Raw genomic sequence first — 13,574 nt, forward strand, 5'->3', positions numbered from 1 at the left:
ACCTCATTCCGCCATTTCGCCGGGCTTTTTGCCCAGAATGATCATCGACAACAGATCGTCATCGGTGACATCGGCGATATCAACCGTTCCAACCAGTTGCCCGTTTTTCATGACCGAAGCCCGGTCGCACAGTTCCATCACCGCGTGCACATCATGGTCGATCAAAAAAATGCCGATCCCCTGCGCCTTGAGCTGTTGGATAAGGTCCGCCACCATCTGCGTTTCGTGCGGGCCAAGCGCAGCTGTAGGCTCATCCATAATCAGGATGCGTGCGTTGAAATACACCGCGCGTGCAATGGCAACCGATTGCCTTTGTCCACCTGACAGAGCCGATACCGGGTCGTTGAACTTCTGAAAGTTCGGGTTCAGCTGCGCCATGATCTTACGACACTCGGCCTCCATCGCTGCGTCGTTTACCAGACCAAAGGGCGTGACCATTTCCCGCCCCAAGAACAGGTTCGAGCTTGCATCCAGATTGTCGGCCAGCGCGAGTGTCTGATAGATCGTCTCGATGTTGTTGGCACGCGCGTCGCGGGGGTTGTTGATTTCGACCTTATTGCCATCGATCAGGATTTCGCCGTGGTCCATCTGATAGGCCCCTGAAAGCACCTTGATCAGGGTAGATTTTCCAGCCCCGTTGTGGCCCAGAAGGCCAACAACCTCGCCCGGGTACAGATCAACCGATACATGGTCTACCGCCTTGATCCCCCCGAAGGAAATCGAGATATCGCGCATTTCCACCAGCGGAGGCTGGCCCGACCCGCGGCCAGTCGCTTTGTTCTGTGTTTCTTGAGCTTGCATCATTTCGCCCCCAGACGTTTGCGATACACGATGTCGATATAGACGGCCAAAACCAGAACGGTGCCGACGACGATATTCTGGAACGGCGCATCCACGCCGACCATGGCCATACCCGATTGCAACGCCTGCATGATCAACGCGCCCAGGATTGCGCCATAGATCGTGCCGATGCCACCGGACAGAGCCGTTCCACCGATCACCGCAGCAGCAATCACGCGCAACTCATCCAGCGTACCGATGTCGTTCGAGTGGTTGGCCAGACGGGCCGAAGCCACGACTGCGGACAGCGCACACAAGAACCCCATCAGGGCGAAGATCTTGACGGTCATCATGCGGGTGTTGATGCCCGACAGTTCTGCCGCATCAGGGTTGCCGCCAGTGGCGAAGATATAGCGACCAAAGCGGGTCTTGCGGGCCACGACAGTCAAAGTTACCGCAACAAGGATCAGGATCAGGACCGAGATCGGGATGCCATAGCCGACAACCAGACCTTCTGGCATTGTCTCACCACGTGCCTCGAACATACGTTCGAGCCTGCGGGTGGGGATGGAGTAACTATTGACGATGAAGACATAGCCCATGATTGCGATGCCAACGATCGCGGCCAGCGTTGTTTCAGCCCATACCGGTTTGACAGGGAACCCGTGGGCCGCTTTGGACCTGCGACCGCTCCACAACGCCCAGATCGCTATTGCCGTTGCCGCAAAGCCAACCAGCAAACTGACCGTTGTGCCCAATGTCCCATTGGTGCCGCCGAACATAAGGAATGTGCTATCCAGCGGGCCGATTGTCTGGCCGTCCGTCATGTACCAGGCAACGTTGCGCCAGACCAGAAATCCGCCAAGCGTCACGATAAAGGCCGGTATGGTCAGGTAACCCACCATCCAACCGTGGAAAGCTCCGATCAATGTCCCCACCACCAGGCCCACCACCAGAGTAATCGCCCATGTCGCCGGGTGGTTCAAACCCATTCCCAGCACGTTTGGCAGCAGCTCTGTCTGTGTCATCGCCATGACGGCGGATGTTGTCGCCAGCAGCGCACCGACTGACAGATCAATGTGGCGCATAACGATGATGAACACCATGCCACAGGCCATGATGGCGACCGAGACGGTCTGAATCGACAGATTGAACAGGTTTCTGGGCGTCAGAAAACGGCCGTCCGTAAAGATGTTGAAGCCAATGCACAGGATGATGAAGGCGCCGATCATGCCCAATAGCCGCATATCCAGTTCCAGCTGCTGGAACAGGTTGGCCTTTGCTTTTTGGGGTACCGGCTGAGACGAAGTTTCGGTCATATCCGATCTTTCATGTTCAGCTATGGTCTCTGGCCCACCCATGCGGGCCAGAGACGCAATGATTTGGAACTTGGGTTAGTTACAGGGTGCGGGGCCGTTTTCGACGCCCTGGCAGAGGTCTTCCAGCGGGATCCAGCCAGCATCGACCACAACGGACAGATTGTCTTTTGTGATCGGCACAGGTGCCAGGAAGACCGAATTCATCTCGGTTCCACCAGGCGAGGTCCAGCTGATCGCGCCTTCTACATCCGCAGGGCTGGTTCCACTGCTCAACGCAACGGCGATTTCACCGGCAGCTTTGCCCAATTCACGCGCATCTTTCCAGACCGAGACGGTTTGTGTGCCTTTGGCAACCCGGTTCAGCGCTGCATGGTCGCCATCCTGACCCGAGACAGGAATGCCATCCATGCCCTGTGCGGTCAGCGCAGCAACGGCACCGCCTGCAGTACCGTCATTAGAGGCGACCACGGCATCAACGTTGTTTTCGTTCGCAGTCAGGATCTGTTCCATGTTGCGTTGTGCGTTCGCAGGCAGCCAACCGTCAGTATATGCCTCACCCACAATCACGATGTCACCACTGTCAACGGCGGCCTGAATGATCTCTTGCTGACCACCGCGCAGGAAGTCCGCGTTCGGATCGGTGGGCGAACCCTTGATCATCACGTAGTTGCCTTTGGGCATAGCATCGAACACTGCACGTGCCTGCATCCGGCCAACTTCGACGTTGTCGAAGGTCAGGTAAAATGCGCGATCATCTTCGATCAGACGGTCATACGCGATGACTGGAATACCTTCATCAGCTGCAGCCTGAACTGCCGGACCGATGGCCTGAGAGTCTTGCGCCAAAATGATCAGCGCATCCACGCCTTGGGCGATCAGGCTCTCGATATCCGACAGCTGTTTGGCCGATGACGATTGCGCATCCGACGAAATGTAGTCTGCACCACCCGCTTCCAGTGCAGCCTTGATCGCCGCCTCGTCAGTTTTCCAACGCTCTTCCTGGAAATTCGACCAGCTGACACCGACCGTGGGCTCTGCAAATGCAACTGTCCCCATCAGGACTGCAACTGCAGAAGCGCTGAGAATTCGTTTCATGATTTCCTCCCGGTTTCATTGAGCCATCGATTCATGATTCGTGGCCCCGATAACTCTGAGTAGCATATTTATTTCAGTCGGTAAAATATTTATGCTATCGGTAACGGAAAAAACCGCCTAGGTTGAAGCAGGGATCAGATTCGCGAGGGCAAGATGCTGAAAAGCAAAGCTTCTTCAAATGCCACGGACCAAAGAAACATCACTCGCCTGCGCGTATTGGAAAAAATCCGGGCCAAGGGAACCATTTCGCGAATCGACATCGCCAGCGCTCTGGAGACCAGCCCCGCAACGATCACTTCCGCTACCGCTGATCTGTTATCCGCCGGTCTTATTCAGGAAATAGACGGCGAAACGCCTTCGAAGTCGGCACGTCGCGGCAGACCACGCGTGCTGCTAAAACTACATGGCGCGTCGAATATGATAGCTGGTGTGAAGGTTGCCCGGCAGCAAATTTCAGTCATTCTTGTGGATTTCGAAGGAACCGAAATCACTTCGTACACGCATCCGTTGGATGAGGCTCGTATGGCCCCGGACGCGTTCGCCAAGAAGATCCGCACCGTTCTTGAACAGGCTTGCGGTTCAGCAAACCGATCCCTCGCAGATTTGTCCGGTGTCTGCATCGGTATCGCCGGTCTTATAGATGCAGAACAGAATTTCGTGCATTGGTCGTCTTCTCTGACGGAACGAAATGTGGATCTGAGTCAGCTGTTGTCCAAGGCGCTCCCCTGCCCTGCGTTCATCGAAAACGACGCCAATCTGGTCGCAAAGGCGGAACAGCTATTCGGACTGGGTAAGGGGCTGAAGAACTTTTTGGTTGTGACGATCGAGCACGGTATCGGTCTTGGCATCGTGCTGGATGGCAAACTCTATCGCGGCGAACGCGGATGCGGCGCAGAATTCGGGCACCTCAAAGTTCAGTTGGATGGTGCTTTGTGTCAGTGCGGTCAACGCGGATGCCTGGAAGCCTACGTGGGCGAATACGCCCTGATACGCGAAGCGACCATTGCCAGCCAGGCGACTGATCCCCGCACTCTTGTTGACATACTCGCAGCAGCAAAGGTTGGAGACGCCCGATCCATTTCCGTTCTGGCCCGCGCGGGTCAGATGTTCGGTATGGGGATTTCGAACCTGATCAATCTGTTCGACCCCGAGTGCATTATCCTGTCTGGTGCCAGAGGCAGCTTTGACTACCTGTACTCAGAAGAGGTGATGACCCGTGTCCAAAATGGTGTAGTTAGCGTTGACGCGCCCTTGCCCGAAATCAAAGTGAACCATTGGGGCGATTCAATGTGGGCCAAGGGCGCGGCGGCCTATGGGATTGAACAAGTCTCAATCCTGAAAGTCAGGGAATTAGCAGCTCATGCGAACTAACATTGCGATCCTGTTTGCCGCGGCTTCGCCCGCAATAGCAGACACCCTGCCCCCACGTTTTCAAAGCGTCGAAATCCCCAGCCATGTCTATGACGGTGGCTGGGAACACTTCGTCGGAGGAGGCGTCGCCGTTTTCGACTGTAACGGCGACGATCAACCTGAACTGTTTGTCGCTGGCGGATCAAACCCCGCGCAACTGTTTATCAATACATCCGACGCGACGGTCAGTTTTCATGCAGACACGCCAAGCCAGATGTCGCTGACCGGTGTGACCGGTGCATACCCATTGGACATTGATGGCGATGGGCTATTGGACCTTGCGGTTCTGCGGGTGGGCAAAGACCTCTTGCTGCGCGGCAAACCGGACTGCGCGTTCGAGCCGTTCGAAACGCTGAAATTTCAGTCTCAGGACCATTGGACAACCGGCTTTTCCGCGACTTGGGAAAGCGGGCAAACCCTGCCGACGCTTGCCTTTGGGACCTATGTCGACCGCGGCAATCCGGACGGACCTTTTGAAGCTTGCGGGCCAACTCTGCTGTATAGACCGGAAGGCGCAGGATATGGCGATCCAGTCCACTTGAATCCCGGTCATTGCTCCTTGTCCATTCTGTTTTCCGACTGGGCGCGTACGGGCCGTGCGGATCTGCGTGTCAGCAATGATCGCCATTACTATGTGCGCGGCGGGCAAGAGCAATTATGGGCCATGGAAGACACCCCGCGCCTGTACGGGGCGGAAGACGGATGGCTGCCCTACTCGATCTGGGGTATGGGGATCGCCTCGCGGGATTTGACTGGTGACGGATTTCCAGATGTTTATCTGACGTCGATGGGCGACCAGAAATTCCAGATATTCGATCCCGCATCGGACGGGCCGACATGGCGGGATGCAACCTATGATCGCGGCACTACGGCGCACAGGCCGCACACCGGTGAGGACGGCCGCCCCTCAACCGGCTGGCACGCGCAGTTCGGAGACGTCAATAACGACGGTCTGGACGACATATTTGTGGCCAAAGGCAATGTGGAACAGATGCCTGATGCGGCCCAAACCGATCCCAACAACCTTTTGATGCAGACCGAAGGCGGTCAGTTTGTCGAAACGGCATCAGATGCTGGTGTCGCGTCCATGGCAAAATCTCGTGGTGGAGCTTTGGCGGATTTCAACGGGGATGGATGGCTGGATTTGGTGGTGGTCAATCGTGGTTCGGACCTTGAGGTTTTTCAGAATGAACCGACGTCCGGCAACTGGCTCATGGTTGAACTTAGTCAGAACCATCCAAATCAAGCGGCGGTCGGCAGTTTTATCGAGATCAGGACGGCCGAGGGCGTTCAAACCCGCGAAGTTACCGTCGGCGGCGGACATGCCAGCGGGATTTCTGGAGTCCACCACTTTGGCCTGGGAGATGCCAAAACCGTAAACATAAGGGTGATCTGGCCTGACGGTGAAACTGGTGTATGGCAGACGGTAAACGCCAATCAGGTGATCCGCCTCCACCGTTGATCACTGATCCACTGGCAACCCACTGGGAACTGATTGGGGAACACCCAGGCGCACTGCCGGGTCTTCCAGGGTGTTCAGGAAACTCAGAATGGCATCAACTTCATCATCACTCAGGCTGATCGGCGCCAAATCGTTTGACGCCGCGATAGCGTCGATATGCTGAAGGTCCAACAAAGCCTTTTGGTCCTCTGCCCCGAAAAAATCGGGCAGATCAGCCTTGTCGATTGAGTAACTCCGCAATGCGGTAACCGGATCCAGGTGATGACGCACAACATCTTCAAGCCGCGCGTAAGCCCCGCTGTGGCCATATGGCGCCGTCAGGGTCACGTTGCGCAGTGAAGGTGTGCGAAACGCAAAGGCGTCCTTTGTATCACCCGTGACGCGCATTCGCCCGTCATCCCGAACATGGTTTTCGAAACGCGCCGCTTTTCCGGGGCCGATTTGAGGCATGGCGATGGAATGGAAACTGTGATCGGTCTGGAACCATCCGGAATGGCAAGTGCTGCACCCCGCCTCTCCGTAAAACAGCTCCATCCCCAGTTGCGCCTGATCGGGCAGCGTTTCTTCGCCCCGCATCGCTCGGTCAAAGAGGCTGTTGTCAGCTCGCCATTCGAACGCAATGAAATCAGCAATGACATTGGCGATGGCGGTAAAGGTGATGTCTTCGCCGGGCGCGACCTCTTCAAAATGCCTTTGATACTCCGGTATTGCGGCCACGCGCGCAGCGATCAGATCCCAGGCACCACCCTCCTGGGTCAGCAAGCCAAGGCGTACGGCTTTACTCACTTCGTTTTCCGAATAATGCCCTGCCATTTCATCGGGTGATAGTACCGGGAACATCGCCTGTGCCGCCAATGCGGACTGGAACCCGGGCCTCATATGCGTTCCCAACGGGGTTCTGATACCATTCGGCTGCGACGGATCTGCCTCGAGACGGCCGTCATGGAAGAAGGTCGTAAATTCCAGCGCCCCAAGGTTCCACATCGCGGGAGAGTTCCGGGGAATACGCTGCTCGGGCGTGTTGTCTTGGGCGAGCTTGCGCTTGCCCCCCAGCCCCGATCCACCCTCACCGATCCCCAGCGAGAGCCCGTCTGACGTTCCCAGTTTCGGATGATGACAGGTAGCGCAACTGATGTTCTTGTTCCCTGAAAGGATCGGGTCGTAAAACAGCAGTTGCCCCAATTCTACATTGGAAATGTCCGGTTCGACAAATTCGGGTTGCTGTCCAAGGTCTTGCGCCTGGGCAACTGAAAGCGTCAGCCAGATGCCTACAGCACTCGTTGCGACTCGAATCCTCATGATCGATCCTCTGAAATTTCCAGTGTCAGTGTTTGTTGATACGAGTTGTCCGGCGTGTGGATGACGGATGGGAACGAAGGGATATTAACGGCGTTCGGATATCCTGAGGGTTCAATGCAAAGCCCCGCGCCCGGCATGAATGGACCCGACAGATGAGCCGCAGAATAGACCTGTGCGCCGGGTTGGTCCGAGTAGACATTCATCCTCAACCCCGAAGGAGTTTCGACCTCAGCAACAGGATGGGCTAGGTTCGCGACCTCATCAAACACAAAATAATGGTCCAGTTCATGCCCGTCCTCATCAATGGTGCGCGGCAACGAGAAATCCGGCACCCCATGCCCGGCACCGGTCACCACGCCGGATGGAACCGATAGCTCGTCCAACTCCAACACCCGGTGCGACTTCAGCTTAAGACGGCAGCTCAGAATACCCTGCGGGCAGCCCAGAGTGTAATAATTGTGCTGGGCAATGCTGATCGGTGTAGGGCGATCCGGTCGCGCCGTGATCGTGTAAGTCAGGCGTGGATATGCCAGTTCGACACGCAGCTCAAACTTGACCTCTCCGGGAAACCCACCTGAACCATCAGGCGAGGTGAAGGACAGAACAGCCTGATTTGGTGCGTTTTTCACGATACTCCAGTGTTGGTGTGATAGCCCACCCGGACCGCCGTGCAGTGTCGTCGGCCCCTCATTTCCCGTCAGATGATGGTCGCCCCCCAGCAATGTAAACTGCGCCCCGCCGATACGGTTGGCCACTCGCCCTACAATCGCACCAAGATAAAACGGATCCGACAGGTATTCCCGCGGATTCTCGTAGCCCAATATCAAAGGGGTTTCGCCAAGCCACCATCCCTGCGTGATTGCACCATAGCTCAATACCGAAACGGACATGTCACCGTCTTGAAGTAAGACCTGATCGATAGCTATGGATTTGAAATCAGCCATCATCGGGCAGCAAGGGGGGACAGAGCAGTGTAGTACTGCCGATACCGCTGATATTCGGCCTCATAAGCGTCGGACAGCTCGGCGCGTGGTTCAACACGCTCAGCAACTTCAGGGGATAGCATTACGTCCTTGGGGTTGTCGCCATTTACCGCGCAGGCGGCTAGACGTGCTGCGCCGATGGCTGCGCCGAACTCGCTCCCTTTGGGCAGAGCAAGCGGCATGTTCAGAACCGTCGCCAGCGTTTCCAGCCAAAAGCGCGACCGCGCGCCGCCACCGACAACCAGCAGACTTTCGGGTTTGGTGCCCGTGTTCTTGAGCGCTTCAAGACAATCGCGCATGGCAAAGGAAACCCCCTCCATCACGGATTGCGTCAAATTGGCGGGTTCCGACGCTATATCCAGCCCCAGGAACGCTCCTCGTATGGCGCTGTCGTTATGAGGCGTCCGTTCCCCGGACAGGTATGGCAGGAAGGTGATCTTGGATGGCCCCTCCACCCTATCCGGCAGGGCCGACGCCAGCGCGCCGACGGGTTGGCCGAGGTGACGGGACAGCCAGTTGAGACTGTTGGTGGCCGACAAAATCACACCCATTTGAATCCAGCGATCCGGCACCGCATGACAGAAACAATGAACAGCCGTTTCCGGCGCAGGCGCATAGCTTTCCTTCGCGACCAGCAGCACACCAGACGTCCCCAAGGAAAGAAATCCGCTGCCCTCACCAATGCTTCCGATGCCGCAGGCTGCCGCTGCATTATCGCCTGCCCCGCCGGCAACCACGACGGGCCCGGCTAGGCCCCATTGCTGCAATATCTCAGACCGAAGCTCTCCACCGGCCGCGCTGCCCTCAACCAGTTCGGGCATCTGGTCCCGGCGCATGTGGCTCAGGTCCAGCGCGGTGTCTGACCATTCTCGTTTTCCAACGTCCAACCACGCCGTACCAGCGCTGTCGGACATGTCGCTGACACAGGAACCGGTGAGCCAGAAACGCAGATAGTCTTTCGGAAGCAAAACTTTGGATGTCTTTGCAAACACGTCAGGTTCATGCCAACGCACCCACTCCAGCTTGGGGGCAGTGAAACCCGGAAAAACGATATTCCCGGTGATTGAGCGCATTGAAGGCAGACCATCCAGTTCCGCAGCTTCCTTTGCAGATCTCGTATCGTTCCAAAGGATACAGGGCCGCAGCACATTGCCATCCCGATCCAGCAATGTAGCACCATGCATGTGCCCGCTCAGACCAACGCCTCGCACTGCCGAAAACGCGACATCGTTCACCTCGCGCAGACGGGCGACGACTTTTTGACAAGCTTCTATCCAATCGGACGGATCCTGTTCCGACCAGCCGGGGTGCGGCGTCGATGTCGCGACATCTGCCTCTGCCTCGGCCACGACGCTGCCATCTTCACCAACGACAATTCCCCGAAGACCTGACGTCCCCAAATCCAAACCGAGGTACACGTGCTTCTCCCCCTATATGCAGCACAGACTGATGGCGCCACTAGGCGCTTTGAACTATGCCAGACCTTATCAGTGCAGTTTGCGCTAACACAACAAGACGAAACAAAAGATGGCACTTAATTTCGTGAAGAGCCCTAAAGAACGCGAGAATCATCGACAAGCCCGGTCAAAGTTTAACTGAACTAAGCCGGACCCTAAAATTTTTCCAATTGTCTGACGCTGGTTTCCCGTAAAGAGTTCAAGCAGTTCTGAGTTTACTGATTTCATACTGGCAGTCCGCCCGAAAAGGAAATCGGTCGCAAAAAGGGATTCGGCGAATGAAACCACATGTCAAAGTTGTTGTTGTTGGCGGCGGATGCGTTGGGGCTTCGATCCTTTATGGATTGACACAAAACGGCTGCACCGATGCAGTCATGCTGGAACGGACGACGCTGACCTCTGGCTCTACCTGGCATGCTGCGGGTTTGCTCGTCACCTTTGTGCGGTCGCACAACGTGTCAAAGATGACGATGGAAACCATCCGCATCTATTCCGAAGTCGAAAAGAAGATGGGCGCATCGGTGGGGTTGCGCAAAGTGGGCCAGCTGCGCGTGGCGAATACTCAGGAACGTTGGGATGAGTTCCAATCCTATATCTCGATTGCCGAAGCTGCCGGTGTGCCCTGCAAACTTCTGACGCCAGAGGAAATCGCCGAAGTGCACCCGCTCCTGAACCAATCGGAACATATTCGCGGTGGCATCCTGCATACCGAGGACGGCTATGTGAACCCTGCCGACATCACCATGGCAATGGCGAAACTGGCGCGGGACGCTGGTGCCAAAGTCTTTCAGAACACCGAAGCGCAAGCCTATGAAAAGCTTGAAAACGGTCATTGGAAGGTGACAACCAATCAGGGTGAAATCACCTGCGAGCATCTGGTGTTCGCGACCGGAAACTATGCCCGCGAAAACGCGCGGCGTGTTGGTCTGGATCTGCCTTGCATTCCAATCGTTCACCAGTATTGGACAACTGAAACCGTTCCGCTGCTCAAGGAACGTCGCGCGCAAGGCTTGCCTGAGTTCCCGATCCTGAGGGATGAGGACTACGGCGCGTATCTGCGCGAAGACGTGGGCGGCATTCAGTTCGGCCCGTATGAGTTCACCAAAGACCTCAAGCTGTTCGCCGAAGATCGCGTACCGCCCGACTTCGGCGCTGATCTGCTGCCCGAGGATTTTGACGCGGTCGAGGCTCAGTGGGAACGCGCCATCGAGCGGGTGCCGACACTTGGTGAGGTGGGCATCAAGGCCAACACGCGCGGCCCATTCCAGATGACGCCGGACGAATTGCCGCTTGCCGGGCCCGCACCGGGGCATGAAAACCTGTGGCTGGCCGAAGGCATGCCCGGAGGCATTTTGTGGGGTGGTACCGTTGGGGAACGCCTGGCCCGCTGGATTGTCGACGGCGATCCGGGGATGGATATGTCGGAACTCGACCCGCGTCGGTTCTCGGACTATGCGTCCAAACGGTGGACCATGGACAAGGTACGCGAAACTTGGGGCACGCACATGAACGCGCACATCCCCGGTGAAGATTTCCCCGACGCGCGCCCGATGAAAACAATGGGGTCCTACGATCTGCTGACTGCGCATGGCGCCGTCTGGACCAGCTTCAACGGATATGAGTTCCCGCGCTGGTTCGCCAAGTCACCCGAGGAAGCTGTTCCAGAACACTCCTTCCGCCGCACCAACCACATGGAACGCGTTCAGGAAGAGGTGCGCACAACCCGTGAAGAGGCCGGGTTCATCGAGATGTCGCCGATGACCAAGTTTACCGTGCGCGGACCGGGAGCCGCTGATTGGCTGGATGGCCTGATGGCGAACAAGCTGCCTAAAGTGGGCCGAATGACTCTGTCGCTTTTGTTGAACCCCAAAGGTGGCATGGATGCGGAATACACGATCGTCCGCTATGCCGAGAATGATTTCTATTTGATTTCGACTCCGAACTGGCGCGCCTACAACTGGGATCAACTGCGTCGCCTGCTGCCCAATGATCACTCTGTTATTCTCGAGGATATCTCAGAGCAATTGGGCGTGATTGCTTTGGCGGGTCCTAAGGCGCGCGAGATCCTGCAACCGTTGACCGATAATGACTTGTCGAACGAAACCTTCCCCTGGTTATCGGCGCAAATGGGTGAAGTGGGTTATGCCAAGGGCGTTCATCTGCTTCGCGTGTCTTATACTGGTGAGCTGGGGTGGGAACTGCATCATCCCGTCGGTTACAACCGCCATCTTGTCGACCTGCTTTTGAAAGCCGGGGTGAAACCCTTCGGGCTTGAGGCGCTGGAATCCATGCGTCTTGAGAAATCCTATCGCGCCATAAATCGCGAAATTTGCAAGGATATGACGCCCTATGAGGCCAGCCTCGACCGGTTTGTGGTGACCGAAGGGCGCGACTTCATAGGCAAAGCCGCGCTTCTGAAACAGACAGAAGAAGGCAGGCACCAGCGGTTGGTCTCGTTGAAATTGCCCTTTGGTGAAACTTCGGTGATGTTCGACGAAGGCGTATACGCACATGGAAAACTGATTGGGCGCGTAACGTCGGGCGGGTTCTCTTATTATTGCAACCACGACATTGCGATGGCACTAGTACCACAGGACATGACTGCGCCCGGCACGAAGATGCAGGTGCTGATCCACAATGAAATGCGCGACGCCGAGGTCATCGATACATGTGCCGTTGATCCCGCAAGCACGCGTGCGCGTGCTTGACCGCTAAGACATAGAGGCTGGACTTGAACTGATGACCGAACAATCGACAAAAACGCTTTCTCTTGCTGAAGTTCGGGCCTTGGCCAAATCGGTTCTTGTTTCTGCCGGTGTAGATTCACGCGGCAGTGATGTTCTTGCGGATATCGTCACGCGGTCTGAACGGGACGGTCCGCGCAGCCACGGATTGCGCATGTTACCCGTCTATGTCCAAAGCTTCACCTCGGGATATGCCAACGGCCAGGCGGAGCCCAAGATAGAAAAAGCTGCACCAGGCGTTCTGCGCTGTGATGCCGACAACGGGTATTATCAGGTCGCAGCTGCAGAAGCTCGCGAGGCGTTGATCGCGTTGGCACGGGAAAACGGCATTGCGGCATTCACTTGCGCAAACTGCCATCACCTTGGTGCGTTACGGTTTGACACCGAACCCTTGGCCGAAGCCGGTCTGGTGGCCTTCGCCGTGATCAACTCGCTGTCGATGGTGGTACCGCAGGGTGGAGTTCGCCCGGTTTTTGGCACAAATCCCATGTCATTTGCCTGCCCACGCAAAGGCGACGCGCCCGTGGTCTGGGATCAGGCCTCGTCTATGGTTGCCCTCATGGATATCCGTATGGCCGCAGCCGAGGGGCACGACCTGCCTCGCCCTGCCGGTCTTGATCCTCAGGGCGAGCCCTCCACAGACCCCAATGCTATTCTTGAAACCCGCAGCCTTTTGCCTTTTGGAGAACATAAGGGAGCTGCGATCGCCTTCATGGTTGAGGTGCTCGGTGCCGCACTGGCGGGAGGAACCCTGTCCGTGAACAACGAAGAGCGCGAGTCCTTCGGTGCCTTGAATATCAAAGGCGGTGCGACGCTGATTGCGATTGATCCGACCCGGTTCGGTAATGCGGCCTTCAACGATTATGTCACGCGCATCTGCGCTGAGATTTCCGATAATGGTAGCGCCCGCGTTCCGGGTGACGGCCGCCTTGCAAAACGGGCAGCTGCCGAAGCCCACGGCATCGAAGTGAGTACCGAGGTTCTGGCCGCATTCAGCTGAAACTTAAAACACCGGCTACTGAATA

At 56.7% G+C, this 13,574-nt stretch carries 10 protein-coding genes; 4 read left to right on the forward strand and 6 right to left on the reverse strand.

The features are described from left to right. Positions 1 to 3: 3 nt before the first annotated feature. The 3 genes from ACR0K5_RS02080 to xylF all read right to left on the reverse strand — a co-directional run bounded on the left by ACR0K5_RS02080 (position 4) and on the right by xylF (position 3,194). Positions 4 to 801, reverse strand: a complete 798-nt coding sequence (locus tag ACR0K5_RS02080) for an ATP-binding cassette domain-containing protein (RefSeq protein WP_480628078.1) — start codon at positions 799 to 801, stop codon at positions 4 to 6. Beyond that, positions 801 to 2,099, reverse strand: coding sequence for a sugar ABC transporter permease (locus ACR0K5_RS02085; RefSeq protein ID WP_480628079.1), 1,299 nt, complete (start codon positions 2,097 to 2,099; stop codon positions 801 to 803). The genes ACR0K5_RS02080 and ACR0K5_RS02085 overlap by 1 nt, the downstream gene beginning before the upstream one ends. Before the next feature lie 75 nt (positions 2,100 to 2,174). Beyond that, on the reverse strand, positions 2,175 to 3,194 hold the full coding sequence (gene xylF / locus ACR0K5_RS02090) for a D-xylose ABC transporter substrate-binding protein (protein WP_480628080.1): 1,020 nt from the start codon (positions 3,192 to 3,194) through the stop codon (positions 2,175 to 2,177). Between the two features lie 153 nt (positions 3,195 to 3,347). On the opposite strand from xylF, the gene ACR0K5_RS02095 reads away from it, so the two are divergent. Together ACR0K5_RS02095 and ACR0K5_RS02100 are read left to right on the forward strand one after the other, a co-directional pair. Further along, positions 3,348 to 4,565 (forward strand): ROK family transcriptional regulator, encoded by a 1,218-nt coding sequence (locus tag ACR0K5_RS02095; protein ID WP_480628081.1) that lies wholly within the window; start codon positions 3,348 to 3,350, stop codon positions 4,563 to 4,565. After that, positions 4,555 to 6,066 (forward strand): CRTAC1 family protein, encoded by a 1,512-nt coding sequence (locus ACR0K5_RS02100; RefSeq protein WP_480628082.1) that lies wholly within the window; start codon positions 4,555 to 4,557, stop codon positions 6,064 to 6,066. The genes ACR0K5_RS02095 and ACR0K5_RS02100 overlap by 11 nt, the downstream gene beginning before the upstream one ends. On the opposite strand, the gene ACR0K5_RS02105 is transcribed toward ACR0K5_RS02100, so the two are convergent. Genes ACR0K5_RS02105 through xylB form a run of 3 tightly spaced genes read right to left on the reverse strand, consistent with a single transcriptional unit; the run spans position 6,067 to position 9,766 of the window. Beyond that, positions 6,067 to 7,365 (reverse strand): cytochrome-c peroxidase, encoded by a 1,299-nt coding sequence (locus tag ACR0K5_RS02105; RefSeq protein WP_480628083.1) that lies wholly within the window; start codon positions 7,363 to 7,365, stop codon positions 6,067 to 6,069. After that, entirely contained in the window at positions 7,362 to 8,309 is a 948-nt protein-coding gene (locus ACR0K5_RS02110; RefSeq protein ID WP_480628084.1) for an aldose epimerase family protein, read from the reverse strand. Before ACR0K5_RS02110 ends, ACR0K5_RS02105 begins: the two co-directional genes overlap by 4 nt. Further along, on the reverse strand, positions 8,309 to 9,766 hold the full coding sequence (xylB, locus tag ACR0K5_RS02115) for a xylulokinase (protein WP_480628085.1): 1,458 nt from the start codon (positions 9,764 to 9,766) through the stop codon (positions 8,309 to 8,311). The genes ACR0K5_RS02110 and xylB overlap by 1 nt, the downstream gene beginning before the upstream one ends. A gap of 317 nt (positions 9,767 to 10,083) precedes the next feature. On the opposite strand from xylB, the gene ACR0K5_RS02120 reads away from it, so the two are divergent. Beyond that, positions 10,084 to 12,513: a GcvT family protein gene (locus ACR0K5_RS02120; protein ID WP_480628086.1), complete on the forward strand. Its 2,430-nt coding sequence runs from the start codon at positions 10,084 to 10,086 to the stop codon at positions 12,511 to 12,513. A 31-nt stretch (positions 12,514 to 12,544) separates the two neighbouring features. Further along, on the forward strand, positions 12,545 to 13,549 hold the full coding sequence (locus ACR0K5_RS02125) for an Ldh family oxidoreductase (RefSeq protein WP_480628087.1): 1,005 nt from the start codon (positions 12,545 to 12,547) through the stop codon (positions 13,547 to 13,549). Positions 13,550 to 13,574 lie beyond the last annotated feature (25 nt).

The organism is Ruegeria sp. AB9 (genome assembly GCF_056542585.1).

Excerpts from the sequence above, each read along its gene's own strand:
- ACR0K5_RS02100 (WP_480628082.1), top strand. The coding sequence starts at position 4,555 with ATGCGAACTAACATTGCGATCCTGTTTGCCGCGGCTTCGCCCGCAATA.
- ACR0K5_RS02105 (WP_480628083.1), bottom strand. The coding sequence starts at position 7,365 with ATGAGGATTCGAGTCGCAACGAGTGCTGTAGGCATCTGGCTGACGCTT.
- ACR0K5_RS02085 (WP_480628079.1), bottom strand. The coding sequence starts at position 2,099 with ATGACCGAAACTTCGTCTCAGCCGGTACCCCAAAAAGCAAAGGCCAAC.
- ACR0K5_RS02095 (WP_480628081.1), top strand. The coding sequence starts at position 3,348 with ATGCTGAAAAGCAAAGCTTCTTCAAATGCCACGGACCAAAGAAACATC.
- ACR0K5_RS02080 (WP_480628078.1), bottom strand. The coding sequence starts at position 801 with ATGCAAGCTCAAGAAACACAGAACAAAGCGACTGGCCGCGGGTCGGGC.
- ACR0K5_RS02110 (WP_480628084.1), bottom strand. The coding sequence starts at position 8,309 with ATGGCTGATTTCAAATCCATAGCTATCGATCAGGTCTTACTTCAAGAC.
- ACR0K5_RS02125 (WP_480628087.1), top strand. The coding sequence starts at position 12,545 with ATGACCGAACAATCGACAAAAACGCTTTCTCTTGCTGAAGTTCGGGCC.
- ACR0K5_RS02120 (WP_480628086.1), top strand. The coding sequence starts at position 10,084 with ATGAAACCACATGTCAAAGTTGTTGTTGTTGGCGGCGGATGCGTTGGG.
- xylF (WP_480628080.1), bottom strand. The coding sequence starts at position 3,194 with ATGAAACGAATTCTCAGCGCTTCTGCAGTTGCAGTCCTGATGGGGACA.